Below are 26,183 nucleotides of genomic sequence, written 5' to 3' on the forward strand. Positions count from 1 at the left end.
AAAGGCATAGATATTAGGACGTAAGCCACCATCCTTCGTTCGCACACCCAAAATCCAAAACCCAAAATCCAAAATCCCCATGCCCCAACCGACTCTCCAACAACGCGATTCGCGAAGCGATCCCTATGGGAATCGCCGCACGGGCTGGCTGCTAGTGGCTCCGGCGCTGCTGCTGCTGGCGGTGGTGTATGCCTATCCGATTCTGCGGGCGTTTTGGCTGGGGCTGTTTACCCAGAATTTGGGGACGGAGCTACAGCCAGTGTTTTCGGGCTTCGAGAATCTGGGGCGGATGGCGGCGGATGGGCGCTTCTGGCAGAGTCTGGGGAATACGACGGTGTTCACACTGGCGTCGCTGACGCTGGAGCTGATTTTGGGCATGGGCATGGCGCTGGTGCTAAATCAGGCGTTTCGCGGGCGCGGCTGGGTGCGGACGATCGCCATTTTGCCCTGGGCGCTGCCGACCGCGCTGATTGCGCTGGGCTGGGTGTGGATTTTCAACGACCAATACGGCGTGTGGAATGACATCCTGATGCGGCTGGGCATTTTGCAATCGGGCGTGAACTGGCTAGGCGACCCGACGCTGGCTATGCTGGCGCTGATCGCGGCGGATGTGTGGAAGACGACCTCCTTTGTGGCAATTTTGCTGCTGGCGGGGTTGCAGTCCATCCCGCAAGACCTGTATGAAGCGCACGCGATGGACGGAGCCACCCGCTGGCAAAGCTTCCGCCAAATTACGCTGCCGCTGCTAATGCCGCAGATTGTGATTGCGTCGCTGTTTCGCTTTGCTCAGGCGTTTGGCATTTTTGATCTGGTGCAGGTGATGACGGGTGGCGGCCCGGCAGGCGCAACGGAAACCGTGTCCGTCTATATCTATGCCACGGTGATGCGCTATCTCGACTTTGGCTATGGCGCGGCGCTGGTGGTGGTCACATTTTTGCTGCTGGTGGCGGTGGTGGCGATCGCCACGCTGCTCCTGGCCAAAGCCCGCAGTGCCTCAGGAGAAACAGGATGACGACTCAGCCGATTTCGACCGACACGCCGCGCAGCCGAATTTCTTGGCGACAGGTAGGAATGATGGGGGCGATCGCCCTCGTCGTCATCCTCAGCCTCGCGCCCATCCTGTGGCAGGTGTTGACCTCGGTGAAAACAAACGCCGACATTTCCGCCGTGCCCAATGTCTATTTCCCCACCCGCTTCACGCTCCAGCACTATGCGGAACTGTTCAGCCGCCGCCCGTTCCTCACCTACATGCTGAACAGCCTCTTGATTGCGGTGATTTCCACGGTGCTCTGTTTGGCGATCGGCACGCCCGCCGCCTACGCCCTAGCGCGATTAAGACTCCCCGGCGAAAACCTACTGCTCTCGCTGATCCTGATCGTCACGCTGTTTCCTTACATCCTGCTGTTTCTAGGTCTGCTGGAACTGGTGCGGGCTGCGGGCTTAGGCAACAACTACCTGGCGCTGATCATTCCCTACACTGCGATCAACCTGCCCCTGACGATTTTGGTGATGCGGAGTTTCTTTCAGCAGCTTCCCCGCGACCTAGAAGACTCCGCCAAGGTCGATGGCTACAATACGGGGCAAATGCTGACGCAAATCCTGCTGCCGCTCACCGCCCCTGCCCTCGTCACCACGGGCATTCTGGCGTTCATCTTCGCCTGGAACGAGTTCATCTTTGCGCTCACCTTCATCACCCGCGAGTCGATGAAAACCGTCCCCGTTGCCGCTGCCCAAATCGGCGGCACCAGCATCTTTGAGGTGCCCTACGGCCCGCTCGCCGCCGCCACCGTCATCGGCACGCTGCCGCTGGTCGTGCTCGTCCTCCTGTTCCAGCGCCGCATCGTCCAGGGCCTCACCTCCGGCGCGGTGAAGGGCTAATCCAGCGATGAACTTTGATTTTGGCTCTCTGCACCCCTAACTCCCATGTCTAAACTCGAATTGCAACACCTCAATAAAACCTACAGCGCCAGCGTCGTGCCCGTGAAAGACTTGAGCCTGGCGGTGGGAGACGGCGAGTTTTTGACGCTGCTGGGGCCGTCGGGGTGCGGCAAATCTACGATTTTGCGGATGATTGCGGGGTTGGAGCAGCCGACGCGGGGCGAGGTGGTGATTGGCGATCGCCCCGTCACCCACATCCCACCGGGCGATCGCAACATTGCGATGGTCTTTCAGAGCTACGCACTCTACCCGCACCTGTCGGTATTCGACAACATTGCGTCGGGACTAAAGCTGCGGCGGGTTCCCCCAGAGGAAATTCGGCAGCGGGTCGCCTCTGCGTCCGAGGCGCTGGGGCTAGGGAATTTGCTAGATCGTAAGCCTGGTCAGCTTTCGGGGGGGCAGCGTCAGCGGGTAGCACTGGGTCGAGCCCTCGTTCGGCAGCCAGAGGTGTTTTTGCTGGATGAGCCGCTCAGCAACCTGGATGCCCTGCTGCGCGAACAGGTGCGGGCAGACCTGAAGCAGCTTTTTGCAGAACAGCAAGCCCCCGTCGTCTACGTTACCCACGATCAGACCGAAGCCATGACCCTTTCGACGAAGGTTGCCGTGCTGAACAACGGCGAACTCCAGCAGCTCGCGCCGCCTGCGGAGATCTATCGCCACCCGGCTAATCGCTTTGTGGCAGGCTTCGTCGGCAGTCCCCAAATGAACCTGTTTGACCTGACCTGCGAAAACGGGTTTGCCCTGCTTAACAATGCCAAAATTCCCTTGCCCGATCGCCTCAAGTCCCTTTCTGCCGTTACCCTCGGCATTCGCCCAGAACAGGTTCGGCTCGCTCGAACGGGCGATCGCACGCTGATCAACGGCAGCGTGTTTCTGACCGAACATCTGGGCATGAACAATCTTGTCAGCATTCGCATTCCCGGCGCGAACGATCGCACGCTGCGGGCGCTGCTGCCGATGGATGCGGTGTGGAACTCAGACGAGATGGCGCTAGCACTGCCGCCGGAGCATCTGCACTGGTTTGACGCGGAAACGGGCGATCGCCTATGACTCGCTTTCTTGTTGCTCTGGACAATCCAAACTGTCAATCCAAAATCCAAAATCCGAAGTCTCAAAATCCAAAACCAGCCTTAACAGCCCGCATCGCCCACGACTGGAACCTCCACCATTGCGCCGTTCCGCTCGACCTGAATTGTGCCATCGGCGATCGCCACGCTTTCGATTTCGCCTTCTGCGCCTAGCGTCACGGTGACGGTTGCGGTGATGGTTCCGTCAGTGCTGCGAAACATCTGGGTCGTTTTTTGTCCATAGAAATCTTGTCCGCTGCCATCGACTCGGCTAAACGCCACCAAGTTGCCGTCAATCAGCATCCGCATCGACCCGTCTTCGATGCCGTTGAAAAAGACGTATTGCTCGCGGGATGTGCGGTCTGCCTTCCAGAGCGCCATCCCACAGCCGTAGAGGTTGTTTTCTGCAAGGGAAAACTCGCCCACACGGGGCGCAGGAGCCATCGGCGGCGTTTCAGGATTAGTTCCAACCTCGACCGCCAGCCCACAGCCTGCCAGCAGGAAGGACATTAGCGCTGCGGTCAGTCGTTGTTTCATTACAGGTTCCCCAGTCTCCAGACTCCAGTAATAGTTATTAAACTCGCATAGACGCATCAAGCAAAGCCCCGGTTCCCTACAACGAGAAAAACCGGGGCCTGCGAGAAACCGTAGGGTTTGTAGCTACTCAGCAGACACAGCGCTGGCATCGGCGGCTTCGGGGGCGATCGCCGTTCCAGCCGAGGGCGAATCTGGCTCCTTAAAGACGATCCGCAGCAGGGCAGGCGCAATGAAGGTCGTGCCGATCACCATCACGATAATGGCAGCCTCCAGCGACTTCGACAGCACACCCGTCGCGGAACCCACACCCACAAACACCAGACCGACCTCGCCCCGGGGCACCATGCCCACGCCGATCGCCAATCGGTTAATCCCCGGCTTGCCAAACACGCCCAACCCCGTTACCAGCTTGCCCAAAAACGCAACTGCCAGCAGGAAAATTGCAATAATCAGCCCTTCACGGTTCTCCGGGTTAAATGGGTTCAGCACGCTGACATCGGTACGCGCTCCCACCACCACAAAGAAAATGGGCACGAGCATATCGGCGATCGGGATAATTTGCTCTTCTAGCTCTTCCCGCTTTTCGGTTTCTGCCAGAACCAGCCCCGCCGCAAACGCACCCAAGATTCCTTCTAGCTGAATGGCTGCACCGATATAGGCAAGTCCGAAAGCAAAAATCAGCGAGGCAATCAGCAATTGCCCCCGCGTTTTCAGTCGATCCACCAGCGCCACAAAGAAGGGGCTGAGCAATCGTCCCAAAAAGATGGAGCCGATGAGAAACACGGCCGCGCTGACCACCAGGTAAATTACGTTGCCGATCTGGACTTCGCCCGTCTTGGCCAGACTAGCGACCACTGCCAGCACGATAATGCCCAGCACATCGTCCAACACCGCCGCGCCGATAATAATCTGACCTTCGGGCGAACTTAGCTTCTGGATTTCTGCCAGCACTTTGGCAGTGATGCCAATGCTGGTCGCTGTCAGCGCGGCTCCGGCAAAAATGGCGGGCACCGTCGGCACCCCAAACAGCAGCATGAGTCCGGCTGTACCTGCGGCAAAGGGAACCACGACCCCAATCACGGCGACGACCGCCGCCTGGGGGCCGACGCGGATGAGTTCCTTCAAATCGGACTCTAGCCCAATTTCAAACAGCAGGATGATGACCCCAATTTCGGCTAGCACAGAGATGACTTCGCTCTCTGCCTGAAAAACGCTGCCTGCCGCCTCAGTGCCAACGCCGCTTGTCGCCTCAATCAGCCGCATAATCAGGGAGCCAGATTCCTGGAACCCGCTTTCGGGAAACACTAGCAGATGGAGGGCCGATACCCCGACCACCACGCCGCCAATTAGCTCTCCTAGCACGGGGGGTAGCCCCACGCGGACGCAGAGTTCGCCGCCTGCCTTGGCCGCCAGATAGACCACAATCAGGCTGACTAATACGCTACCGAGAACAAAGGTTGCTTCCTCCGGAGAAGCAGACTCGGCGACCACCGAGAAGGCATTTTGGGAAGCGGGGTTAAACCACAGGGCAGAAATGTCTAAACCGAATGGATGAAACAAAGTAGCCGGACTCAGCATTCACTTGACAAGACTCGTCCTGTTTACTTTACCGTGAGTATTCCTGCGTAAAACAGCGATCGCCCCTGGATATTCTTCAAGATCTCCAGACAATTACTGAAAACACAAGCATCCTAGGCTTCGATAAAAGTTGTAGAAACGGGCAATTAGTAGAACTAAACCCTGGATTTTTCCATCAACAAACATAAAGAAGTTCGATAGCAGTGGCGCTAGAAGTGGCCTGGCACATTAGCCGCAAATCGCTTTCTACCTTAGATAAACACCCGGTGCTGCAAAGACGGCATCTGCCGCCGCACTTGCGCTAGCCGAGAGGGTTCAATGGAGGCGATCGCCACGCCAGGTTTCTCTTCTACTTCTGCCAAAATCAGACCCCATGGGTCGATAATCGCCGCGTGTCCGTGGGACTGTCGCCGCGCATTGTGTTTGCCCGTTTGAGCGGGCGCAATCACGTAGCAGGTGTTTTCGATCGCCCGCGCCTGGAGCAAAACCTGCCAGTGATCTTTGCCCGTATAAGCGGTAAAGGCCGCGGGCACAAACAGCACCTCCGCCCCCATCTGCGCCAGGTGACGATAGAGTTCAGGAAAGCGCACGTCATAGCAGACCGATAGCCCCAGATTGCCGAAGTCTTTGGAGGGGTAGATCGGGGGCAGTTGCGTTCCGGCTAGGACAATGCTCGATTCCTGGTAGGTGTTGCCGTCTGGCAGGTTCACGTCAAACAGATGTACCTTTTCATAGCGGGCCAGTTCGCTGCCGCTGGGGTCTACCAGCAGGGCGGTGTTGTAGACTTTGCCTGTGCCCGTGGGAACCGGGAAGCCACCCCCCAACAGCGTCACCTGATAGCGCTGGGCCATGGTTTTTAGAAATTTTTCGCTGCCCTGGGCGATCGCCTCTGCCTGGGCTAGCTTCGCGTCTTCATCGCCCAAAAATGAAAAATTCTCTGGCAGCCCAATCAGTTCCGCACCCTGACGCACCGCCAAATCGATTAAATCTTCTGCCTGAGCCAGATTTTTATCCAGATCTGGCACGCTATTCATTTGCACTGCTGCCGCTAGATAAGACCTCATGATTCCTTGCGATTGAAAACCATACTCCCATTCAGCCCAAAATATTCGTCCTTCTCATCATGGCGGGCGATCGCGCTGCGAGAGGACTTTGCGACCCGCCTACACCTGACCCAAACCTCCCCTAAAACGACAAACGACGCGCCCTGAGCGGGATAGCGATTCGCGAAGCGATCCCTGCGGGCATCGCCCAGTTTGGTGCTGCCACATGCGGAGAACGTCTCTCTTGCACATCTCACTGACCTGAGATCAAGGTACATGGCGCATCAAAGGGTTTAGAAACGGGCGTAGTAAGTATCGTGCCTAATTTTAGCCCTATTCTTTCCCGATTCCTTTGGGACTTATGTGGTCGAACGTGTAGTCGAAAGATTTCTTATAGCCCGCGCTTCACCATCTGCTTCACAAAGGGGTCAGCGGCTTCTACGGATGTAGCGTGTCAATTTACACTCTATCGGGCGCTGAATCTTCACCAAATTTTCAAATAGATGTTCTTGATACATAACTAGATGAATCTTCTATGAACTTCATTCATCAGCCTGTTGTCGAATGCTCTCTTATGACCATTTAATGTCTAAGCAATAGAGCCTACTCACTCTGTTTGATTGCTTCACTGGTCTTCTCGACATCGACACATCTCGCTGCCTTTCAGAACCAACTCTGGTTTTGTTCAGGGCGATCGCACTTGGAGTCGAAGTCATCAGCCGGGGTGCTGGCCTTAGGCGTGCAGTTTTTACGAGCCTTTCACTATATTTTTGAATGTTGCGTTTGAGGGAATTTCAGAAATTTTTCGCAAGAGATTTTTTAGCTATCTGCCGAGTCATACTTGCGTGTAAATTCTGAGTTTGCATCTGAGTTCACAGTTTCCCCCCCATCAGCGGTGAACGGCAAGATTCAACCCTGTTCGTCAACCTTGATGAAACCCCTTCTCAACTTGTCCCCCCAATGCAGTATCTTAGTGTGCAGCGCTTGATCGCAAGCTTTTTGGGCGGGCGGTCAAAGGTTCGGCAAACTGGCTACAGTATTAGCCGCTGCTTCATACTAAGTTCATAGTGTGAGGTCGGTTGAGGAGTCAAAGGATTAACCAGAGCGTTAGGCTCAACAACAGGTTTTACGAGTCCGAAGTGTCTCTAGTCAAGGTATTTAGTCAAGGTATCTGGAAGGTTGACCCGGTAGAATTTTGCAGCCCAGTATTAACCTTCCGGCAGCGCTTAGCTTGTCTGTATTTGATTCGTCTGTGTTTAGTTGTGGCGAGAGGTACTTGCTACAGCCTGACTCAAGAAATTTAACCAGTCTCTTCGGTATATCAAGCCCTTTTTTACGCTTGCGTTCGCTCAGTTGCCCACCCGACACAAACCTGGAAGTCATGCTAGATCTAAAACTTCACGACACCACAGCAGACCCCCTGCCACCTGTCGGAGAATCTAGTCCTCATCTTAAAGATTCGCTGTTGGCAGACTATGGAACCAGTTTCGAGGACACCTGTTCTGTTGAAGCGATGCTGGAATCCACCCAATCGAGATGCCAGGTTAGCCAATTTTTCATACAGGCGCTTCAAAATGGTCGCAAGACGATTTTGATGACAAACCTGCTGCATACCCCGTCGAGGTCTACCGAGTCAGGTACGGTCTGGTCGCTGGGTCGCAGTTCCACCTGTGCGATCGCCCTCGATAACCCGTCCGTCTCTCGCTGCCATGCGGTGATTGGCTATCACCCCGACGAAGGGCTTTACATTTCCGACCTCAACAGCAGCAACGGCACCTGGGTTAACCGTCGTCGCGTCCTCCCAATGCAGCGCATCCCGCTCCAAGATGGCGACATTGTGCGGCTGGGCACCTTGGATATTGAGTTCTTTGTCTCTAGCACAGCCACAGCCCCATCCGCCTTTCAGGACATTACCCGCTTCTAGTTCTAGCTTCCAGTTCCACTTCTAAGTTCTGGCTGCAAATTTTCGCTTCTAGTTTTCTAAAGGCACAGGGGCGAATCCTTGCTACAGTTGGGCGTAAGCGCCGAAAAGAGCGCCTTTTTTGTTCGTTTTGCCCGACTTGCTATGCTGCTCTTTCTCCAGGTCATTCTCTGCGTTAGCTTGGTGGTGTGGGTGGGGGCGCGGCTGTCGCAGAGTGCCGATGTGCTGGCAGAAGAGACCGGGCTAGGGCGCAGTTGGGTCGGCGCAATCTTGTTGGCAGGGGCGACCTCGCTGCCAGAACTGGCCAGCGGCATCAGCGCAGTGGCGCTGTTTCAAGTCCCCGATCTGGCGGTGGGCGGCGTGCTGGGAAGCTGCCTGTTTAACCTGCTGATTTTGGTGATTGTGGACATTTTTACGGGGCCAGAACCGCTGCTGCGACAGGTGCAGGTGAGTCATGGGCTATCGGCGGGGCTGGGCTGCGTCATGCTGGGCATGGCAGCGGCGGGTATTTTGCTGGCGGAGCGGGGCGTGGATCTGACGCTGGGGTGGGTTGCGCTGCCGAGTGTGTTGCTGCTGCTGCTATATGCCGTGAGTGCCCGGTTGATTGCTCAGTTTGAACTGCGCCGCCGCACCCAACTGCTAGAGGAGGAAGCCGGAGCCTTGCAGTATGGTCATATTTCGCAGCGGCGAGCGTATAGCACTTTTGGGCTGCTGGCGATCGCCATTGTGGTGCTGGGCATCTGGCTGGCCGCCCTGGGCGATCGCGTGGCTGTGGTTACGGGGCTAGGGGAAAGCTTTGTTGGGGCGCTGCTGCTGGCGGCGGCCACCTCCTTGCCCGAAGTCGTGTCGTCGCTGACGGCGATTCGCCTGAATGCCGCTGACCTAGCGGTGTCCAATATTTTTGGCTCTAACCTGTTCAATTTGGCGATTCTAGGCATTTACGCCGTGGCTTATTTACGCGGCAGTTTGTTTAGCGAAATCAACCATCTGATTCATGCTTTCGCCACCGTCATTGCCATCATGATGACGGCGATCGCCTTGGTGGGGCTGATCTATCGAGCCAGTCAGCGATCGCGCCTTCACCTGACCTGGGACGGTGTGGCGATTTTGCTGCTCTATGTTGGTGGGATGTATGCGATCTATCGAGGGTAAGGCAGCGGAAGCAAGGGGGCCTGAAAGCAAGCACCCTGCTCACTCTTGAATCTCACCCTTGAATCTCATCCTTCAAACTTGGCCCTTCTGTCAAAAACGGCCCGCTTAACATCAGCGCCGTTTTGGCATCTAGGGTTCCAGTGACGCTGAGGCCAGCGGACTGCTGAAATCGGCGAAGCGCCGCGTTAATGGTGGCATGGTTGGTGGCATGGTCGATGGTATCGTTAGCGATCGCGCTGCTAGGGTTCAGGTAGCCTAGGCGCGTCAGGTAGTCCCGCACTTGCGCCGCAGACAGCACCACCTCCTCTGGGCGAAAGAACGGGACGTATTCTCGTCGCCAGATCCGCTGAAACTGCTGGCGATTGAGGCGATAGATCCGCCCCCAAGCAGGGTCAGCAATGGTAGCAGTGTCATCGCTGAGGGACAGCAGCGCAATCGCGTGGGGCGATCGCCGACCACCCCGATTAAAAAGCCAGCTTGCCAGCACGCCCGGACGATTGACGCGCTGCATCTGCTCCCAGGTTGCGCCCGTGATCTCCAGCCCGTCCATCTTGAGCTGGTGCGCGGCGGTAATCAACTGCGGCATGGAGGTTCCCAGGCGGCTGGTGCCTGCCAGCTTTGCCACGCTCGATTCGGTTTCCTCTAGCCCCCAGCGGCGCAGCACCGTGGCCATCGCAGCAGGCGCACAACTGCTGGTGGAGGTTTGCTGAAACACGCCATTGGGGCGCAAGTTATCATCCAGCGTGGAATAGATCGGAGCCAGCAGATAGGCCTCGGCCGCTGTAAAGCTTCCCAGCCCAATCAGCCCAATCAGCACGACCGCAATCACCTGCAAACGGCGCGTGTGCCAGCTCACCACAAACGCCACACCGCAGATACCCAGCAGGATAATCCGCATCGCCGCCCAAGACACCTGCATTCCCGATACGCGCCACGCCAGCGGCAGCCATTGCCACTGAGGAATATACAGCGCCAGCAGCAGTAGAGCAATGTAAATTCCTAAGAAAGCCAGCGATACGGAGGTTTTTCCCTTAAACAGGTCGTTTGCGGTTGCTCCCTTTCGCAACAGCAGCCGCCCAAACCGAATGCCCCACCAAAAGGCAAGCCCGCCGAGCAGAATAGTGCTAGCAATTCCCAAAGACATGAGCAACAGCGCAGGTAGAGGTTGACCGGAGGTTCACAGCGAGACTCAGCGGAAAATCGGGCAGCGAGATTCGGGGGCGAGATCGGGGGAGGGATCGGGGGAGGGATCAGGGGCGAGATCGGGGGCGAGATCGACTCAGTGAGCGTTTACAGTCAGCTTGCCGCTTTAGCTTCAGAGTGCCCAGTTTGGTGGGCGATCGCCATTTCGGAAAACTTTTTCGCCCATTTTTCGGCGCTTGTCTCCCTCAATTTCTGAAATGTCAGAGGGGCGATTTCTGAAACGCGAGAAGGGCGATCGCCCCTCCGGTCAGCGTGACTGGATGCGATAGACCTTGCGATAGATCTGATGATTTCCCTACGGTTTCTCAAGGATACCGAGGGCGATCGCCCATGAGCCTGGGGTGCGGCTAACGGTAAGATCTCATTAAGGATTCCTAAACTGTATCTCGAATGCTAAATACCCTCGATGCCAATGCCGTTCTGGAGGTATTGCGCCCTGTCCAAGACCCAGAGCTACGCAAAAGCCTGGTGGAGCTAAACATGATCCGCAACGTCACTGTGGCAGAGGGTGAGGTGCGGTTTACGCTGGTGCTAACAACGCCCGCCTGCCCGCTGCGCCAGTTCATTGTGGAAGACTGTGAGCGAGCCGTGAAAACGCTGCCCGGTGTTCAGTCGGTGATGGTGGACGTGACGGCCGAAACGCCCCAGCAAAAGGCCCTGCCAGACCGAACCGGTATCGACGGTGTCAAAAATATCATTGCCGTTTCCAGCGGCAAAGGCGGTGTCGGCAAAAGCACCGTCACCGTGAATGCGGCCGTGGCGCTGGCCCAGGCGGGCGCAAAGGTGGGGCTGCTGGATGCCGATATCTATGGGCCCAACACGCCGACGATGCTGGGACTGACACAGGCAGAGGTGAAGGTGCAGCCGGGGCCCCAGGGCGAAATCCTGGAACCTGTATTTAACTACGGCGTAAAGCTGGTGTCGATGGGCTTTTTGATCGACCCGGATCAGCCTGTGATCTGGCGCGGGCCAATGCTAAACGGCATCATCCGCCAATTCCTCTATCAGGTGCAGTGGGGCGAGTTGGACTATCTGCTGGTAGACATGCCCCCCGGCACGGGCGACGCGCAACTGACGCTGGCCCAAGCCGTGCCGATGGCGGGCGCGGTGATTGTAACTACGCCGCAAACGGTGGCGCTGCAAGATGCGCGGCGCGGCCTGCGGATGTTTCAGCAGCTTCAAGTTCCCGTGCTGGGCATCGTGGAAAATATGAGCTACTTCATCCCGCCCGACCTGCCCGATCGCCAGTACGATATTTTTGGTTCTGGCGGCGGCGAAAAAACAGCAAAAGAACTGGAACTGCCGCTGTTGGGCCGTGTGCCGCTGGAGATTTCGCTGCGGCAGGGGGGCGATCGCGGCATTCCGATTGTGGTGGAATACCCCGACTCGGCTTCGGCCGGGGCACTGAGGGCGATCGCCCAGCAAATGGCAGCCCGCGTGTCTGTTGCAGCATTGAGCTAAGGGTTCAAGGGGGCTGAAAAGGCACTTCTAGGGCTTGCTCTGCTCGATTGCCCGCTGCATAAAGATCTCCTGAGAGCTACGCACGGGTTCACCTTCCTTCGGCCGGCGCTGTGTATAGTTGCCGTCTGGCTGAAGCTCCCATGCCTGACGGTTATCACTCAGCGTCGTGTCGAGAATCTCCCGCAGCAGTTTTTTCAGCGCAGGGTCTTCGACGGGGGCGACAGCTTCCACGCGGCGATCAAGGTTACGCGGCATCCAGTCGGCGCTGCCGATGTAGTATTCTTCGTTGCCGTCGTTGTGGAAGTTGAAAATGCGCGAGTGTTCTAGATAGCGCCCAATGACGCTAATCACCCGAATGCTTTCGCTGACGTTGGGAATTCCCGGCTTCAGGCAGCAAATCCCCCGCACAATCAGGTCGATTTCCACCCCAGCTTGCGACGCTTCGTACAGTTTGGCAATCATGCCCGGATCGACCAGAGAGTTCATCTTGGCAATGATCTTTGCGGGCTTGCCGGCCTTGGCGTGTTCAATTTCGCGCTGGATCAGCGCCGTCATGCGATCGCGCATATTCACAGGCGACACCAAAATCTTGCGGTAGGAGTGCTGCCGTGAATAGCCCGTCAGGTAATTAAACAAATCGCTCAAATCCGCACCCAGTTCCTCGCGGCAGCTCAGCAGGCCCAGGTCGGTGTAGAGCTTGGCCGTCTTGGAATTGTAGTTGCCCGTGCCAATGTGGACATAGCGGCGAAGCTCGTCCCCTTCCTGACGCACCACCAGCACCACCTTGGTATGAGTCTTTAGCCCCACCAGACCATAGACCACATGGATGCCCGACTGCTCAAGCTGCATCGCCCAGTTGATATTATTCTCTTCGTCAAACCGCGCCTTTAGCTCTACCAGCGCTGCGACCTGCTTGCCGTTTTCCGCCGCCTCGATCAGCGACTTCACAATCGGCGAATCGCCCGATGTGCGATACAGCGTCATCTTGATCGCCTGAACCTGGGGGTCGCGGGCCGCCTGGGCAATAAATTGCTCCACCGATCCGCTGAAAGACTCGTAGGGATGATGCACCAGCACATCGTGACGGCGAATAATGGAGAAAATGTCTTCTCGCTCAGCATTGGCAGGCAGCAGATCCCCCGTAAACCGCAATTGACGCGGCGGCATCGGCGAAAAAGGCGCATCCTTGAGCGCAGGCAGCGGCACCCCCGTCAGCGCAAACAAATCCTTCAGGTTGAGCAGCCCGTCGATCTCGTACACTTCGTGGGGTTGTAGCTCTAGCTCATCTATCAACGTATCTTTCACCAACTGCGACGCATTAGACTGAATCTCTAGTCGCACAGGCGCTTCTGCCATTCGCCGCTTTTTCACCATGTCTTGAATCGCTTGCAGCAGATCCTCCGCCACTTCTTCGCGCAGTTCCACTTCTGTATCGCGGGTCAGCCGGAAGAGAGAATACTCCTGAATCGCCATGCCGGGAAACAGCATTTCCAGGTTATGCGCGATGACCTGCTCTACTGGAATGCCAACCCAGACTGCCTTTTTGCTGCCCTCTTGGCCAGGTTCTGCAGGCAGCTTTAGAAAGCGGGGCAGGCTGCTGGGCACCTTGACCCGCGCAAAATGCTCTTCGCCCGTCTGCTGATCCTTGACTATCACTGCCAAGCTGAGGCTGAGGTTCGACATGCGTGGAAACGGATGCCCCGGATCAACCGCCAGCGGGGTCAGGACCGGAAAAATCCGCTTTTCAAAATGATCTCGCACGTAGTTCCGCTGCTCCTGGCTCAAGTCAATGTGATCCAAGAGAAATACGCCATGCTCTTTCAGTGCGGGGCGCAAAACCTTCTCGAAATAGCGATGCTGCTCTTCCACCATAGGCCGCAGGGTTTGGCTAATTTCCTCAAGCTGCTGTTGGGGGGTGCGCCCGTCTGGCGTTAGCGTCGTGATCCCTGCCTCAAGCTGGTCTTTCACGATTGCCACCCGCACCATAAAAAACTCGTCCAGGTTGGAGCTAAAAATTGCCAGAAACTTCAGGCGCTCCAGCAGCGGCGTGCGCTCGTCTAGCGCCTCGTGCAGCACCCGCCGATTAAACTCCAGCCAGCTTAGCTCACGGTTGATGTAGTATTGCGGGTCGTTCAGGTTAACGGCAGACTTCGCGGCAGGGGCAGATTCTTTAACGTTTGTCATAGGGTTTACCAGCCAGTTCTAGCAGCTTGGATAGACAAAATCTGTATCAAAATCAAACTGTTTTTGTGTCAAGAAGAGTATACAAACAGGGCTTAGTATTGCAGGCCACATCGCTTCTGCTCTGAATCCTGGGCTGCGTTTTGTCGGGTTTTGCAGCCAGCAAATTTTTCTAAAAATTTTTCGAACGGGCTATTACGGGCTATGTTTCAAATGCCTTGTGAGTCGGGGATTTAGCCCATTGCCAAGGTGATTAACACTTGATTAAAACTTGACTGCCGTTTTGTTGTGTCCTGCATTTTGGCTGTGCTTCGGCTATTTGGAAGATTTCCTTAACTTTTCAGACGTGGGTGGGCTAAACTCCTGAACTTTTCTGTAACGACAGCCCTTGGGCGATCGCCTATTCTAGGTTCCATAAAGCAACCAGCGAAATAGAGCAACAAGATAGAACAACGAGACAGAGCAACGAGATAAAGCAATTAGCTAGCCATTTTTGGGCTTTTGCCACACGCAACGATCTGCATCTGTACTTAGGTTATGCATCGTGATTCCGCAAGTAATTCGCATAGCATTTGGAGCAAGTCAATGAACGCTAAAACTCTCTCTTCAGAATCCCTCCAAGCCACTCTCTCGATACGCAGAAATTACGGCTTTGCCGCGTTATTTAGCAACACGTTTTGGGCGATCGCCCGCACTCTACTGGTACAAGACGAAATCAAAGTTTCCATTCAGCAGCTACGCAATGGCGAACAGGTTTGGCACGTCTATGATCCCATGATTGGACGCACAGAAAGTTTCTTCTCAGAAATAGAAGCGCTGCGCTGGATTGAGGGAAAGACCCGGTGTTACTCCGCGATCGAGAACTAAACCGATCGGAGTTTGTTCACCGATAAATCACGGCGAATGGATTTCTGGCAATCGCACGTTTGCGTTCAATTTGTCTAGAATCTGTCTAAGGTTAGATTTAAGTGAAATCGCGTCTGACGAATTGGGTCGGGCACGATTTTTGTGTTATGTTATGCACGCCAACGGATGCACTTTTGGGTTGAACTTTGACTAGAGATTGCTCAGAGGATGTTTGAAAAGTCCTACTGTTTGTAGCAAAGCGTGCAAGATCCCCCTAAATCCCCCTTAAAAAGGGGGACTTTAAGGCGGTTTCCCCCCTTTTTAAGGGGGGCTAGGGGGGATCTCTGAGTGCTTAACATTACAGGCGATACCTTTTCAAACACCCTCTCAGACTTGTTTGGCAGATCCGACCGAATCTAACTGAAACCTTTTCTGACTGAATCCGTCAGGTTTCCCTGTTCAAGGACTTTGGTTAGACATCGGGCGGCGCTGAATGCGTTGCGATTCATGCAATCCACGATTCATGCAATCCACGTAATTCACTCTGGTCTGAATATTTGACATCTGAAATCCAAAGCTACTTTTTCCCCTTAGACAGGCTATGGCTATTCGACTAAACCGCGCTGCCAATCAACTCGTCAACCGATTGCTGGAAAGTGACCTGGCAAAAAGCGTTGCTGATTTTCTTCAGGATCTGGACTTGTCTGACATTAATCTGGGCGACGTGTTTGGCAATATCTCGCTCGAAGATTGGACAGACGATCTGCGGAGTGGCATAGAAAGCGCGCTCGACACCTTTTCCAAAGATTTCAACTTTACCAAACTGGTTGGGAATATCGACGATTTGTTTGGCGGCGTGGACTTGTCCGACGTTAACTTTGATGCGCTGCTGAAGGACGTGCTAGGAGACATCAGCCTGAATCGGCTGGTCAAAGATTTGGATCAACTCCTTGGCTCAGTAGACTTAGAAGATTTGTTTAACGACTCTATTGACACGAGTGACTGGGGCGAACTGGCAAAGCGCGTGCGGGCGATCGCCAGCGATGTGTTCGACGACTTTTCGACCGGGCTTGCTCAGCTAGACTTGGGCGATCGCGCAGCGGATCTGCTCCGGGGCAGCATCGCCAGCAATATTCTGAGCGGACTTGGCGGGGGCGATCGCCTGCTGGGGCTGGGCGGCGCAGACATCTTGCTGGGCGGCAATGGCAACGACATCCTGCTGGGCGGCGCAGGCAACGACGTGCTGTTTGGCGGGCTAGGCAGGTCACTGCTGACGGGCGGCAGAGGCTCAGACCTGTTTGCGCTCGCAGTGGGCAGAGGGTTTGCCACAATTACCGACTATCGCAGCGGCAGCGATGCGCTAACCGTGCTGGGCGATGTGGCAATAGAAAGCCTGAGGCTGCGTCAGCGGGGGGCAGACGCGGTGATTCGCTATGGCCCCGACGTGCTGGCAGTGCTGACGGGCGTAGATGTGCGAAACCTCAGCCTGAGCGATTTTGTCTAACGACCAACCTGCTTGGGTCATAGCGCACACACCAAGCGCCGCAGCCTCGCAAAGCGCTGAACTGAGCAATCCAAAATCCCAAAATCGTCAATCCACAATCCAAAAGTCGCTAATCCAAAATCCCCTAAATCGCTGCAAGCTGCTGGGCGATCGCCCCCGCATCCACTGCCCGTCCGATAAACACCAGCCGCGTTTGCCGCGCTTCGTCTGGTCGCCAAGAGCGATCGTAGAACTGCTCGAAGCGACTGCCCACGCCCTGTACCACCATCCGCATCGGCTTTTGGGGCACGGCCACAAAGCCCTTAATGCGGTAGATTTCTTGGGACTGCACTAGCGCTTCGAGCGATCGCCGCAATGTGTCTGGGTCAAACTCGCGGTTCAAAATGACGTGGGTGGAGTCGATTTCGTCGTCATGGTCGTGGTCTTCTTCGTGGTCGTGGTGGCTGGGACGGGCTTCCAGGTTGTCTTCCACCGCTGCGTTGAAGCCCAGCAGCAGGTCGGCAGGCAACTGACCGCGATCGCTCTGCACCAGCTTCACGGCGCGGGGTAGCTCCGTCTGCACCCGGTCAACCACCTGGTTCACTGCGTCTGCCGTTACCAGATCGGTCTTATTCAGCACCACCAGATCGGCGCAGGCAAGTTGGTCTTCAAACAGTTCCTCCAGCGGCGTTTCATGATCCAAGCTGGGGTCTGCTTGCCGCTGGGCTGCGACGGCTTCTGGGTCATGGGCCAGCGCCCCGGTCAAAACGGCTTCGCAGTCCACCACCGTCACCACGCCGTCCACCGTCGCCGCATTGCGAATTTCGGGCCAGCGAAACGCCTGCACCAGCAGCTTGGGCAGCGCCAGTCCTGAGGTTTCAATCAAAATGTGGTCGAGGCGATCGCGCCGCTTTAGCAACTCCTGCATCGTCGGCAAAAACTCTTCCTGCACGGTGCAGCAGAGGCAGCCGTTGGTTAGCTCGACGATATTTGCGCTGGACTCGTCTGCGACCTGCCCTGGCTCCTCATCGCACACTTGGCAGTCGCGCAGCAAGTCGCCGTCGATGCCCAATTCGCCAAACTCGTTTACCAGCACGGCAATGCGCCGCCCCTGGTTATTTTGCAGCAGGTGGCGAATCAGCGTGGTCTTGCCGCTGCCGAGAAATCCGGTGATGATTGTGACGGGGATTTTTGCTGCCATAGTGAAAATTTGAATTATTAGAGCCAGCGCCAGACGGGCCATGCTTGGTGGTTTTGGATTTTGGAGTTTGGATTTTGGATTGCCAGTCTGGTGTTTGCGGGGTGTGCGGATCTTCCACGTATAGCGCCCCGCAGGAGATAGCGCCCCGCAGGAGATAGCGCCCCGCAGGAGATAGCGCCCCGCAGGAGATAGCGCCCCGCAGGAGAATGAATAGAAGCCCAAATATCTTACCCGCTTGCGATACGATTCCGCAGCAAATGCAGATTTGCTTGAGAAATGAGATTTGAGAAATGGGGCCGGCTGTGAATAAAGTAGGGAGTATCGCGCTGTGAAGGAGAGTTTTGGAATGGCTGGCAAATCGTTTGGAGAACAAAACTGGGGCAAAAGGTCAGTCTGGCAGGGGGTGGGGGCAATTCCTGCAGAGAGCGCTTTGCGAATCGCGCTGAGTGGGTTGCTGAGCGGGCTGCTGAGTGTGCTGTTGGGCGGGGTGCTGTGGCTGGGGGTGCTAACGCCGCAAGCGAGGGCGATCGCCAGTCCGGCGAATGTGGGTCTGGTCAGCGAAGTGCAGGTTCAACTGGGCGATGCATCAGAGGCGCTAAAGTTTGTGCCCGATCATCTGGAATTTACCGCCGGACGAAAATACAAGCTCGTTCTCGATAATCCCAGTTCCCAGAAGCACTATTTCACCGCCAAAGACTTTGCCGACAGCGTGTGGACGCAGAAGGTGGAGGCCGGGAATGTCGAAATCAAAGGCGCAATTCACGAGCTAGAGCTAAAGCCCGGAGCCGTTGCAGAGTGGGTGTTTGTGCCGCAGCGACCGGGCACTTATGACCTGCGCTGTGTGATTGCAGGACACGCCGAAGCGGGCATGGTAGGCGAGATTGTGATTACGCCCTGATCCACATAAAATCGCTGTAATATCGCTTGATTAGCCGCATAAACCGCTCGATTAGCCCCATAAACCGCTTGATTAGCCGCGCAGCGCCAGCAGCACGCTGATCAGCAAAATCGCTCCCAGGATGACCCACGCCAAATGTTGCTGAAGCCAGCTTTTTACCAAACTGCTGGCGCTGGGACGATAGACAGAGCTGGTCAGCGGCCGCAGTTGGTTTGTATAAAGCGTACACTCCCGCGCATGGGGCCGCTGGGGATAGTTGCAGGAATCGTCGTGGTGGTACACGCAGGTGTCGCACAGCGCTGCCTCGCCCTCCGCCCGATAGAGCGGCACCCCCGGATGCCCAAACGCCTTCAGCGTCGTGCGGCAATGGGGACAGGCGATCGCCGTCGTCTCGACAGGCTGGCGGCATTTGGGACACTCTGGCATGGCAGCTTAGCAAGCAGGTATTAGGGTCAGCAGACGCTTTAACATGCGGGTACGCGGGCAAACTTTCGCACTTGGTATGCCTTTGACTCTAGCAATTGATAGGTGCCCTGGCCCATCGCTTCGCTAAAACGAGCTTCTACCGCTGCCAGCCGAGCTTCGGGAATGGAATACCACTGATCAAAGCTTTCCCAGTGAACCACCGTAATCACTTCCCGCGGATTCTCAGGGCTGATCCAGACCTCCTTTCCCAAAAAGCCGCCATATTCCGATAATGCCGTTGTCCAAATTTCGGCATCCTGCTGTACAAACCGCTCCCGCGCTTCAGGCGACACATCAAACCGCAACCATTCAATAACCACGCTGTCACCTTCAAATTTCATCATTTTTGATTGACCGGGGATATTGTCTGGATGGCCTAGTTCCAGACAGACCCAGTTAAGCTGCTTTTGCCTGCAACTAACCTAGCGAAATTATGGGTCTAGAGACTCTTCTGAATGAATGAATTCTGAATGAATGAATTTTGAAGGGGTGCGTTTGTTTGAGGTGAATCGTTACTTTGAGGCTGTTGTGAACCAATTTAGAGCTAATTTGTAAAGGAGCCTGAAAGCCTTGTTAATCAAGGATTTCCGAGAAACCGCTTTTCCTGGGCAAACATGACCTCAAAGCCACACATGCCAAGAGTTTCAGGCTTCTTAAGATTTGCTTCATAAATTAGCTCTTAAGGCAGGTTTAAGGCAGATTTAAGGCAAAGGCGTGCCAGGATAAGCTTCGGGGGTCTGCAAGATGTCCGCAGAGTGTCTACAGGGTGTTTATCATAAAGTCCTGTTATGAAGCCTGCGCCACGGACGGTATTCCTGCAAGATTGGGGAGGCTAACCTCACCCGAACGCCAGAGCAAGTTTGACAGAATAGAGCAGGATGATTGGCCAGCTTTTTTGCCGTCGCCAGCTTTCTGCCGTTGCATAGAGTTCTGTTGCGCGTCTGGGTTTGCTGCTGGTTTTGAAATCTCTGCGAAATCTCTACGAAGTCTCTGCGTTGTAACCCTTAAAAACTATGGACAATAACAACCTGATCCAACAATTGCTCATGCTCGGCATTGGCACTACCTCTCTGGTTGCCGAGAAGCTGAAGGAAGTCGGCGACGAGTGGGTACGCGAAGGTCGTCTTAACCCTGATCAGGTCAACGGGCTGATGAACGACCTGATGCAGCAGCTGAAGTCGGAGCAGGGAAATTTTGAAGCACAGATGCAGCGGCAGATGCGGCAGGTCTTGCAGGATCTCGGTGTGCCCCGACAAAACGAAATGGACGAGCTGCGCGGACGGCTGGATCGGCTGGAGCGGCAGGTGCGCGACCTGGAAAACAAGCTCTGGCGATAGTGAAGTTTTGGCAATATCGGCGTTCTGACCTCGCTCTGAATCTTGGAAGCCCGATTCCAACCTCCTAGCGCAATCACCCCGCCGCGATCGCCATATCCGCAGTCGCCCGATCCGCAATCGGTATACACTGGGGAGTGGCTGACTTGGTAATCCTGCTGCGGGAGGGTTCTATGCGAGAGATTTTGATTAGCTTTGGGGTAATGGTGCTGTGCTGTGTGGTGCTGCTGGTGGCGCAGTTCACCGGGTCGCGGCAAGCGGCGATCGCCGACTCTGCCCAGCCGTCTGCCCCTGCCGCAGCAAGGTCTGGCATTGTGAAGTCGGACACCGTGCTGCTGGCTGAAGCGGGGGCGGCTGATCTTATCAACCCAGGAGAAGGTTCTGTGAGCGCACCTTTGGGAGACGATGCGGCGGTGGTGACGACCGAATCGGGCTTGAAGTATGTGGATCTGGTCGAGGGGATGGGCGCACAGCCCCAGGCTGGACAAACCGTCATCGTCCACTATACAGGCACGCTGGAAGACGGCACCAAGTTCGACAGTTCGCGCGATCGCAACCAGCCCTTTTCGTTCCGGCTGGGGATGGGTCAGGTGATTCGCGGTTGGGACGAAGGGCTAAGCACGATGCGCGTCGGCGGCCGTCGCCAACTGATTATTCCGCCGGAACTGGGCTATGGCGCACGGGGCGCGGGCGGCGTGATTCCCCCCAATGCCACGCTGGTCTTTGATGTAGAACTGCTGCGGATCGGCGGCTGAGGTTGCGCTGATTTGTCGGCGACTCTGGCCCATGCAGCAATTCGTGTGGCAATCCATGCGGCGATATCTGACCCAGCGCGATCGCCAATTTTGGTTCGCTCGGCGCAGCTTGCGGCGGCCAGCTTTGTGCTGTGTGGTGGGTTGGCTTAGCCTGATGCTGGCGATCGCCCCCAGCAGTTTTGCGCCCGCCATGGCCCAGGTTCCCCTTCCCACCACTTCTACGGCTGCTGACCCCACTCGCCCGCCGGATGCAATAGAGCGCGTGGGAAATTTGGAATGGGGCATGGTGCGGTTTGAAGGCAAGCCTTTGTTTGCAGTCACGGGGCTGACAGTGCGCGATCGCCGCAATCCGGGCGACCGGGTGCCCGTCGAAGACCGCATTGCCACGATTCAGTCCAACCTGAGATGGGTGCTGGCCAGCAATCCGACCGAACGGGGCGGCGCAGGCATGGCATGGCTCTTTCAAACCCCAACCCTCGACCCCAATACGCTGCGAGTCGAGGCAGATTCCCTGCGCGACGGAACCGTGCTGACGGTGCGCGATGCCAACTCTCTGCCCCAGCCGCTGCTGACCGTCACGCCGCTCGATGCCCAGTTTCACCGCCGCAGCGTGCCGCAACTGGCGGAAGAATGGCAGCAGATTTTGCAGCGGGAACTGACCCAGGCCATTGAAATTCGCCAGCCTGCGGCGATTCAGCGCCAAACCCTGATTGCCCAAGCAATCGCCCTGGTCATGATCGGCACCAGTTTTCTGCTGTGGCTGGTACAGCGCTGGCTGAAACGTCGCCGCGATCGCCTGCAAGCCCGCCGCAAAGCCGCCAGAACCGCCATGCGGGCCGATGTCACCTACGCAGCGGCGGTCAATCTCAAGGATGATCCGCTGGCTGCACCCAACTCCACACTGCCCACTGCCGACGCAGAACTCCTGTCCCCGCGCTACACCACGTTAGACAGCCAGGTAGACAGCGGAAGCTCATCTAGCTCCGTTGGCAGTGCCCTAACCGACAGCAGTCCCCCAGCGCGATTCACAAAACAATCCCGGCAGGAATCGCCCCAAGCCCTGAACACCCCCACCCCCCCTGCTGCTCCCCCATACTCTCCCTCCTGGCTCGATGCCCTCCGCCGCATCTTCACCCTCGATCGGCGACTCAGTGCCGTTTCCTTTCTGCAATGGCTTGCCTTTTGGGGACAAATCCTGATCTGGCTGGGTGGCATCGTGCTAATCGTGTCGCGCTTTCCCGGCACGTACACTCTGACGGAATCCATCTGGCTCAAGCCCCTCAGCCTGCTGCTGATCTGGTTTTTGGTGGGTCTGCTCAATCGGCTGGGCGACGCGCTGATCAACGGACTCTCCAACGCCTGGCAAGAAAATGACCTGTTCACCCCGGAAGAAGCCCAGCGGCGATCGCTCCGCATTTCCACCATCGTCACTGCTATGAAGGGGCTGAAGACCTTTTTGGCGTATCTCATGGGGTTGGGCTGGGCACTTAGCGTGCTGGGGCTGCCTGTGGGGTCGGTGCTGACCTTTGGTGCAGTGCTGGCCTTCGCAGCGTCGCTGGCCTCGCAAAACCTGATTCGCGATTTGGTCAACGGGTTTTTGATTATTTCCGAAGATCAGTACGCCATTGGCGATGTCGTCACCATTGGCAACTCCACCGGACTAGTGGAAAACATGAACCTGCGCGTGACGCAACTCCGCAACAGCGATGGGCGGCTGATCACGATTCCCAACAGCATGGTCGATCGGGTTGAGAACCAAACGCGCCTGTGGTCGCGGGTGGATTTGATCATCACGGTCGCCTACGACAGCAATATCGAGCATGTGCTGTCGGTCATTCGCGACGTGGCGCAGGGCCTGTACAACGACCCGCAGTGGCGCGATAAGTTTTATAACCCGCCGCAAGTGTTGGGCGTAGAAACGCTGTCCCATGAAGGGATTTCAATTCGCGTGTGGCTAGATACGCAGCCGATGCAGCAGTTCGCGGTGGGGCGCGAGTTTCGCCTGCGGGTGCGAATCGCCTTCGAGAAACACGGCATCGACATTGGAATGCCACAGCAGCTATTCCGCAGCCTCCACGCCCATGAGAAGTTGCCCAACCATCTTTTTGATGAGCCTGTTGACGAACTTGTTAAAGAGTCTGGTGACAAGCCTGGTGACGAGCCTGGAGCGCGGGAGGACGGTACTCGCAGCAGTGCTGAGCCTTCCTTCTGATCTGCACCAAATCAGGCAGAAGGGCGATCGCCCAACCCATTTGCCCAGAGCCAGTCGCAACGTCGCCCTTCACAAATCTCTACAATCAGAGGGCGATCGCCCTCGTTAGTTCTAGCCTTTGGTGGGAACATTAAGCTCAAAGCAACTCAGCGCTGGAGTCAGTCGTGCTGCAACCCAGTCGGCAGTGGGTCAGTATGTCCTGATTTAGCCCCGTTGCAAACAACACACAACATTACAATTCAAAAATCAAATTCGGACGCTGTATAACCTTTACTAAATGTGCCGGATCTGATTCCTGTTCCCCCTTACTCCCCGCAATCCACTATGGTGAACGCCATTCAGAACCCAACCAAACAGCGGAACCCGAAGAAGCACAACCACTACGGCTTCCGCGACTTTTTCCAGTTTGACCCCGACAAGGGCACGATTGTGGACTGGAACGGCAGTCAAAACCTGCTCACCACCGAAGATTTCATCATTGGTCTGGTGGAAGGGCTGGAGGAAGAAGTGGGCGATGCTTCCGCCGCCACAATGTACACGATTGGGTGCGAATGGGGACAAAAAGACGCTTTCTTCTTTGAAAAGTGGTTTGAAAAAGAATTCGACCGCAACATTCGCCAGACCAATTTGCTGTTCTTGCTGGAAACCTGGTGGTGGCCCTTCACCTCGCAGGGCTGGGGACGCTGGGAAGTGGACATGGGCGATCGCAAGCAGGGCTTCATGTTCATCAATATCTTCGACTCGGCCGTGGCGCGGACGCTGGGCGACGTGGGCAAACCCGTTTGCTATCTCTACGCTGGCCTGTTTGCAGGCTTCTTTACTGAACTGGTGAAAAAGCAACTGAGCTGCATCGAAATCCAGTGCTACTCGATGGGCGAAACCTACTGCAAGTTTCTGCTGGGCGGACAGGATCGCATCGATGCCGCCACCTTCTGGATGAACGAGGGCGCGACGGCGCGAGACATTGAAAAACGGCTGCGCTCAGGAGATCGGCTGAAATGAACCCCACTGCCCTGATGGAACGCAACGGATTTAGCAAGCCCGCCAGTGCCGAACCCAAACCCCCGTCCTGGCTGCACCAAACCACCCACAGCTTTTTTAGCAGCATCAACTGGGACGACAACCCGCCCGAAGTGGAGCAGGTGCGCCTAGATGCGACCAGCAGCGACGGCCCGCTAAGCCTGATGCTGACAGTGCGCCAGTTCTTTACCTCAGTGAACTGGGATGGTGCATCTAGCAGCAGGGCGATCGCCCCCGAAGTCGATCTGCCCCTCTCCAGCGAGCCACCCCAGCCCGCCGCCAATGCCTTCACCCTCGACGACTTCTCCGACCTCTTCTAAACCCGCCATATCTAGTTAAACCCTCTTTTCCCCCACGTTTTAAACGAAGAACGAAAAACGAAGAACGAAAAACAAAAATCCAAACTTCTTCCCTCCTCGTTCTTCTCTCTTCGTTCTTCTCTCTTCGTTCTTCCCTCTTCCCTCACCATGCACCCACAAATCGACGCACTCTTCGACGAAGCCGAAAACCGCTACCTCAAGCCCGAAGAACTGGCCGTGCTGAGCCAGTATGTCGAGTCGCTTCCCGCCCGCCTGGATGCCTATTGCAGCCTGCGCGATCGCGAAATCACTATCATGCAGCAAGCCGCCGATCGGCTGGTGGCAGAACTGCCCGGCGAATCGACCGAAACCCTGGAGCGCAGCGTCAAAAACGCGCTGCTGGTGCTGCGTCACTGCGCTACTGCCATGCTGATGAACGATGAGGCCTTCCTCAAAGACCGCCTGCAACCCATGGCCCAAATGATTCAGGCCTACGACAGCCAGCGCATCGACTCGGCGCTGTTTCGCCTGCTAAGCCAATCCCTCAGCCATCACCTCGCGCCCCAGCAGGTCAAGTTCCTGCTGCCGATGCTGGCGATCGCCCAGAGCGATCTGCACCTTTCGGGCGAAGCACCGCTCACCGCAGCCGCCCTGTTTTAGGCAGCACAGGTCAAGGGGGGCAGCAATCAGATAGTGTTCAGATTTAGTGTTCAGGATCTAGTGTTCAGTATTTAGCCAAAGGACTGCCCCACTTCAAAAATCCTGCGTCCTGCCCTGCGGACTTCTGACCGTCCAACCCCCAGTTCCCGCTCCTTAATCCCCAATCCCTGACCCCTACAAACCTATGATCTCCGTCGCTGATTTACTGGTTAATAACCGCATTCCCGGCAGCTACTTTGCGACCGATGCCTACGTCCGCAGCGATCTGGAAATGGGGCTGCTGGAAAACCGTCAGGGCGATCGCCTGATTGCCCTCCCCGAAACGCTGATCCAGGCAATCTACAGCGGGCTAGACAAAGAAACTGGCCAAGCCTCGCGGCTGGTGCTATACAACTGCGGGCGCTGGTGGGGCAAGACCTTCTACAGCCGCTTTTCGGAAGAGCTGACCGACTATTACGGCACGCCGCTGTCGAATATGCCGATGGTGGAGTTTTTACAGAGCCTCCAGCAGTGCTGGATTACCCACGGCTGGGGCAAGATTGATCTGGATCAAACCTATCAGCATCGCGGCTTTTTGGTGGTGAAGATCTGGAACTCGCCCTTTGCGCGACTGGCTCCCCGCAAAGACCAGCCTGTGTGTCATCTGGAAGCGGGTGTTCTGGCCTCTTTCTTTAGCCAGATTACGGGGCGAGAGTTGCATTGCGTGCAAACAACCTGCGAGTCGATGGGCGCAGACTGCAATCGTTTCGTATTGGGGCTACCCAAACGGCTAGAGCCAGCCGAAACGATGGTCACCAATCTCGACCACGAGGCAATTATGCAGCAGCTTTGCAAAGCCTAGCGTAACGTCCTGTAATGTTCTCCAGCGCTTTATCTGTGACTGATTTGAGAGCCAATGCTGCTGCAACCGATCCCAGTCTTCAGGGAAC

The 26,183-nt window shown here is 56.2% G+C and carries 24 protein-coding genes; 16 read left to right on the plus strand and 8 right to left on the minus strand.

Features of this window, described 5'->3' with window-relative positions; translation table 11 throughout:
- Nucleotides 1-79: 79 nt before the first annotated feature.
- Genes HPC62_RS16370 through HPC62_RS16380 form a run of 3 tightly spaced genes read left to right on the plus strand, consistent with a single transcriptional unit; the run spans nucleotide 80 to nucleotide 2,988 of the window.
- Nucleotides 80-1,012 carry a carbohydrate ABC transporter permease gene (locus tag HPC62_RS16370; RefSeq protein ID WP_172357420.1) on the plus strand — a complete coding sequence of 311 codons (933 nt, stop codon included), beginning with the start codon at nucleotides 80-82 and terminating at the stop codon, nucleotides 1,010-1,012.
- Nucleotides 1,013-1,071: 59 nt separating this feature from the next.
- Entirely contained in the window at nucleotides 1,072-1,878 is an 807-nt protein-coding gene (locus HPC62_RS16375; protein WP_390820376.1) for a carbohydrate ABC transporter permease, read from the plus strand.
- A 45-nt stretch (nucleotides 1,879-1,923) separates the two neighbouring features.
- On the plus strand, nucleotides 1,924-2,988 hold the full coding sequence (locus HPC62_RS16380) for an ABC transporter ATP-binding protein (RefSeq protein WP_172357424.1): 1,065 nt from the start codon (nucleotides 1,924-1,926) through the stop codon (nucleotides 2,986-2,988).
- An 80-nt stretch (nucleotides 2,989-3,068) separates the two neighbouring features.
- On the opposite strand, the gene HPC62_RS16385 is transcribed toward HPC62_RS16380, so the two are convergent.
- The 3 genes from HPC62_RS16385 to HPC62_RS16395 form a co-directional block, all read right to left on the minus strand.
- Complete coding sequence (locus tag HPC62_RS16385; protein WP_172357426.1) at nucleotides 3,069-3,542, minus strand: hypothetical protein; 474 nt, start codon at nucleotides 3,540-3,542, stop codon at nucleotides 3,069-3,071.
- 123 nt (nucleotides 3,543-3,665) lie between these two features.
- On the minus strand, nucleotides 3,666-5,033 hold the full coding sequence (locus HPC62_RS16390) for a cation:proton antiporter (RefSeq protein ID WP_225906882.1): 1,368 nt from the start codon (nucleotides 5,031-5,033) through the stop codon (nucleotides 3,666-3,668).
- 338 nt (nucleotides 5,034-5,371) lie between these two features.
- The gene (locus HPC62_RS16395) at nucleotides 5,372-6,184 is read right to left on the minus strand and encodes a carbon-nitrogen hydrolase family protein (protein ID WP_172357430.1); all 813 of its coding nucleotides are present in this window, start codon (nucleotides 6,182-6,184) and stop codon (nucleotides 5,372-5,374) included.
- A 1,573-nt stretch (nucleotides 6,185-7,757) separates the two neighbouring features.
- On the opposite strand from HPC62_RS16395, the gene HPC62_RS16400 reads away from it, so the two are divergent.
- On the plus strand, nucleotides 7,758-8,087 hold the full coding sequence (locus HPC62_RS16400) for an FHA domain-containing protein (protein ID WP_172357432.1): 330 nt from the start codon (nucleotides 7,758-7,760) through the stop codon (nucleotides 8,085-8,087).
- A 141-nt stretch (nucleotides 8,088-8,228) separates the two neighbouring features.
- On the plus strand, nucleotides 8,229-9,236 hold the full coding sequence (locus tag HPC62_RS16405; protein ID WP_172357434.1) for a sodium:calcium antiporter: 1,008 nt from the start codon (nucleotides 8,229-8,231) through the stop codon (nucleotides 9,234-9,236).
- A gap of 52 nt (nucleotides 9,237-9,288) precedes the next feature.
- Here HPC62_RS16405 and HPC62_RS16410 read toward each other — a convergent pair whose 3' ends face one another.
- Nucleotides 9,289-10,380 carry a cysteine peptidase family C39 domain-containing protein gene (locus HPC62_RS16410; protein ID WP_205370005.1) on the minus strand — a complete coding sequence of 364 codons (1,092 nt, stop codon included), beginning with the start codon at nucleotides 10,378-10,380 and terminating at the stop codon, nucleotides 9,289-9,291.
- 449 nt (nucleotides 10,381-10,829) lie between these two features.
- Between HPC62_RS16410 and HPC62_RS16415 the strand changes: the two genes are divergently transcribed.
- Nucleotides 10,830-11,900, plus strand: a complete 1,071-nt coding sequence (locus tag HPC62_RS16415; protein WP_172357436.1) for an Mrp/NBP35 family ATP-binding protein — start codon at nucleotides 10,830-10,832, stop codon at nucleotides 11,898-11,900.
- Nucleotides 11,901-11,927: 27 nt separating this feature from the next.
- Here the strand turns inward: HPC62_RS16415 and ppk1 are convergent, their stop codons facing one another.
- Nucleotides 11,928-14,084 carry a polyphosphate kinase 1 gene (gene ppk1, locus HPC62_RS16420; protein WP_172357438.1) on the minus strand — a complete coding sequence of 719 codons (2,157 nt, stop codon included), beginning with the start codon at nucleotides 14,082-14,084 and terminating at the stop codon, nucleotides 11,928-11,930.
- A 582-nt stretch (nucleotides 14,085-14,666) separates the two neighbouring features.
- Between ppk1 and HPC62_RS16425 the strand changes: the two genes are divergently transcribed.
- Nucleotides 14,667-14,948: a hypothetical protein gene (locus tag HPC62_RS16425; RefSeq protein WP_172357440.1), complete on the plus strand. Its 282-nt coding sequence runs from the start codon at nucleotides 14,667-14,669 to the stop codon at nucleotides 14,946-14,948.
- A 580-nt stretch (nucleotides 14,949-15,528) separates the two neighbouring features.
- Nucleotides 15,529-16,431 carry a calcium-binding protein gene (locus HPC62_RS16430; RefSeq protein ID WP_172357442.1) on the plus strand — a complete coding sequence of 301 codons (903 nt, stop codon included), beginning with the start codon at nucleotides 15,529-15,531 and terminating at the stop codon, nucleotides 16,429-16,431.
- A gap of 124 nt (nucleotides 16,432-16,555) precedes the next feature.
- Here the strand turns inward: HPC62_RS16430 and cobW are convergent, their stop codons facing one another.
- Nucleotides 16,556-17,611, minus strand: coding sequence for a cobalamin biosynthesis protein CobW (cobW, locus tag HPC62_RS16435; protein ID WP_172357444.1), 1,056 nt, complete (start codon nucleotides 17,609-17,611; stop codon nucleotides 16,556-16,558).
- A gap of 346 nt (nucleotides 17,612-17,957) precedes the next feature.
- On the opposite strand from cobW, the gene HPC62_RS16440 reads away from it, so the two are divergent.
- Nucleotides 17,958-18,509: a cupredoxin domain-containing protein gene (locus HPC62_RS16440; RefSeq protein ID WP_225906676.1), complete on the plus strand. Its 552-nt coding sequence runs from the start codon at nucleotides 17,958-17,960 to the stop codon at nucleotides 18,507-18,509.
- Nucleotides 18,510-18,581: 72 nt separating this feature from the next.
- Here HPC62_RS16440 and HPC62_RS16445 read toward each other — a convergent pair whose 3' ends face one another.
- Complete coding sequence (locus HPC62_RS16445) at nucleotides 18,582-18,935, minus strand: zinc ribbon domain-containing protein (RefSeq protein ID WP_172357446.1); 354 nt, start codon at nucleotides 18,933-18,935, stop codon at nucleotides 18,582-18,584.
- 38 nt (nucleotides 18,936-18,973) lie between these two features.
- Nucleotides 18,974-19,294, minus strand: a complete 321-nt coding sequence (locus HPC62_RS16450; RefSeq protein WP_172357448.1) for a TIGR03792 family protein — start codon at nucleotides 19,292-19,294, stop codon at nucleotides 18,974-18,976.
- 693 nt (nucleotides 19,295-19,987) lie between these two features.
- Here HPC62_RS16450 and HPC62_RS16455 point away from each other — a divergent pair.
- The 7 genes from HPC62_RS16455 (at nucleotide 19,988) to HPC62_RS16485 (ending at nucleotide 26,095) form a co-directional block, all read left to right on the plus strand.
- A complete protein-coding gene (locus HPC62_RS16455) occupies nucleotides 19,988-20,311 on the plus strand; it encodes a phasin family protein (protein ID WP_172357450.1) in 324 nt (107 codons plus the stop codon).
- A 170-nt stretch (nucleotides 20,312-20,481) separates the two neighbouring features.
- Nucleotides 20,482-21,063, plus strand: coding sequence for an FKBP-type peptidyl-prolyl cis-trans isomerase (locus tag HPC62_RS16460; RefSeq protein ID WP_172357452.1), 582 nt, complete (start codon nucleotides 20,482-20,484; stop codon nucleotides 21,061-21,063).
- Nucleotides 21,064-21,094: 31 nt separating this feature from the next.
- Nucleotides 21,095-23,275, plus strand: coding sequence for a mechanosensitive ion channel family protein (locus tag HPC62_RS16465; RefSeq protein ID WP_172357454.1), 2,181 nt, complete (start codon nucleotides 21,095-21,097; stop codon nucleotides 23,273-23,275).
- Between the two features lie 324 nt (nucleotides 23,276-23,599).
- Nucleotides 23,600-24,277, plus strand: coding sequence for a V4R domain-containing protein (locus HPC62_RS16470; protein ID WP_068509716.1), 678 nt, complete (start codon nucleotides 23,600-23,602; stop codon nucleotides 24,275-24,277).
- Nucleotides 24,274-24,615, plus strand: coding sequence for a hypothetical protein (locus HPC62_RS16475; RefSeq protein ID WP_172357456.1), 342 nt, complete (start codon nucleotides 24,274-24,276; stop codon nucleotides 24,613-24,615). Before HPC62_RS16470 ends, HPC62_RS16475 begins: the two co-directional genes overlap by 4 nt.
- Before the next feature lie 147 nt (nucleotides 24,616-24,762).
- Entirely contained in the window at nucleotides 24,763-25,254 is a 492-nt protein-coding gene (locus tag HPC62_RS16480) for a globin family protein (RefSeq protein ID WP_172357458.1), read from the plus strand.
- 184 nt (nucleotides 25,255-25,438) lie between these two features.
- A complete protein-coding gene (locus HPC62_RS16485) occupies nucleotides 25,439-26,095 on the plus strand; it encodes a V4R domain-containing protein (protein ID WP_172357460.1) in 657 nt (218 codons plus the stop codon).
- Nucleotides 26,096-26,183: the final 88 nt, after the last annotated feature.

This window comes from Thermoleptolyngbya sichuanensis A183 (genome assembly GCF_013177315.1).
In the GTDB taxonomy this organism is placed as follows: Bacteria; Cyanobacteriota; Cyanobacteriia; order Elainellales; family Elainellaceae; genus Thermoleptolyngbya; species Thermoleptolyngbya sichuanensis.

Coding starts and splice junctions, on each gene's coding strand:
- HPC62_RS16370 (WP_172357420.1), top strand. CDS start 80: ATGCCCCAACCGACTCTCCAACAACGCGATTCGCGAAGCGATCCCTAT.
- HPC62_RS16375 (WP_390820376.1), top strand. CDS start 1,072: ATGATGGGGGCGATCGCCCTCGTCGTCATCCTCAGCCTCGCGCCCATC.
- HPC62_RS16380 (WP_172357424.1), top strand. CDS start 1,924: ATGTCTAAACTCGAATTGCAACACCTCAATAAAACCTACAGCGCCAGC.
- HPC62_RS16385 (WP_172357426.1), bottom strand. CDS start 3,542: ATGAAACAACGACTGACCGCAGCGCTAATGTCCTTCCTGCTGGCAGGC.
- HPC62_RS16395 (WP_172357430.1), bottom strand. CDS start 6,184: ATGAGGTCTTATCTAGCGGCAGCAGTGCAAATGAATAGCGTGCCAGAT.
- HPC62_RS16400 (WP_172357432.1), top strand. CDS start 7,758: ATGACAAACCTGCTGCATACCCCGTCGAGGTCTACCGAGTCAGGTACG.
- HPC62_RS16405 (WP_172357434.1), top strand. CDS start 8,229: ATGCTGCTCTTTCTCCAGGTCATTCTCTGCGTTAGCTTGGTGGTGTGG.
- HPC62_RS16410 (WP_205370005.1), bottom strand. CDS start 10,380: ATGTCTTTGGGAATTGCTAGCACTATTCTGCTCGGCGGGCTTGCCTTT.
- HPC62_RS16415 (WP_172357436.1), top strand. CDS start 10,830: ATGCTAAATACCCTCGATGCCAATGCCGTTCTGGAGGTATTGCGCCCT.
- ppk1 (WP_172357438.1), bottom strand. CDS start 14,084: ATGACAAACGTTAAAGAATCTGCCCCTGCCGCGAAGTCTGCCGTTAAC.
- HPC62_RS16425 (WP_172357440.1), top strand. CDS start 14,667: ATGAACGCTAAAACTCTCTCTTCAGAATCCCTCCAAGCCACTCTCTCG.
- HPC62_RS16430 (WP_172357442.1), top strand. CDS start 15,529: ATGGCTATTCGACTAAACCGCGCTGCCAATCAACTCGTCAACCGATTG.
- cobW (WP_172357444.1), bottom strand. CDS start 17,611: ATGGCAGCAAAAATCCCCGTCACAATCATCACCGGATTTCTCGGCAGC.
- HPC62_RS16440 (WP_225906676.1), top strand. CDS start 17,958: ATGGCTGGCAAATCGTTTGGAGAACAAAACTGGGGCAAAAGGTCAGTC.
- HPC62_RS16445 (WP_172357446.1), bottom strand. CDS start 18,935: ATGCCAGAGTGTCCCAAATGCCGCCAGCCTGTCGAGACGACGGCGATC.
- HPC62_RS16455 (WP_172357450.1), top strand. CDS start 19,988: ATGGACAATAACAACCTGATCCAACAATTGCTCATGCTCGGCATTGGC.
- HPC62_RS16460 (WP_172357452.1), top strand. CDS start 20,482: ATGCGAGAGATTTTGATTAGCTTTGGGGTAATGGTGCTGTGCTGTGTG.
- HPC62_RS16465 (WP_172357454.1), top strand. CDS start 21,095: ATGCAGCAATTCGTGTGGCAATCCATGCGGCGATATCTGACCCAGCGC.
- HPC62_RS16470 (WP_068509716.1), top strand. CDS start 23,600: ATGGTGAACGCCATTCAGAACCCAACCAAACAGCGGAACCCGAAGAAG.
- HPC62_RS16475 (WP_172357456.1), top strand. CDS start 24,274: ATGAACCCCACTGCCCTGATGGAACGCAACGGATTTAGCAAGCCCGCC.
- HPC62_RS16480 (WP_172357458.1), top strand. CDS start 24,763: ATGCACCCACAAATCGACGCACTCTTCGACGAAGCCGAAAACCGCTAC.
- HPC62_RS16485 (WP_172357460.1), top strand. CDS start 25,439: ATGATCTCCGTCGCTGATTTACTGGTTAATAACCGCATTCCCGGCAGC.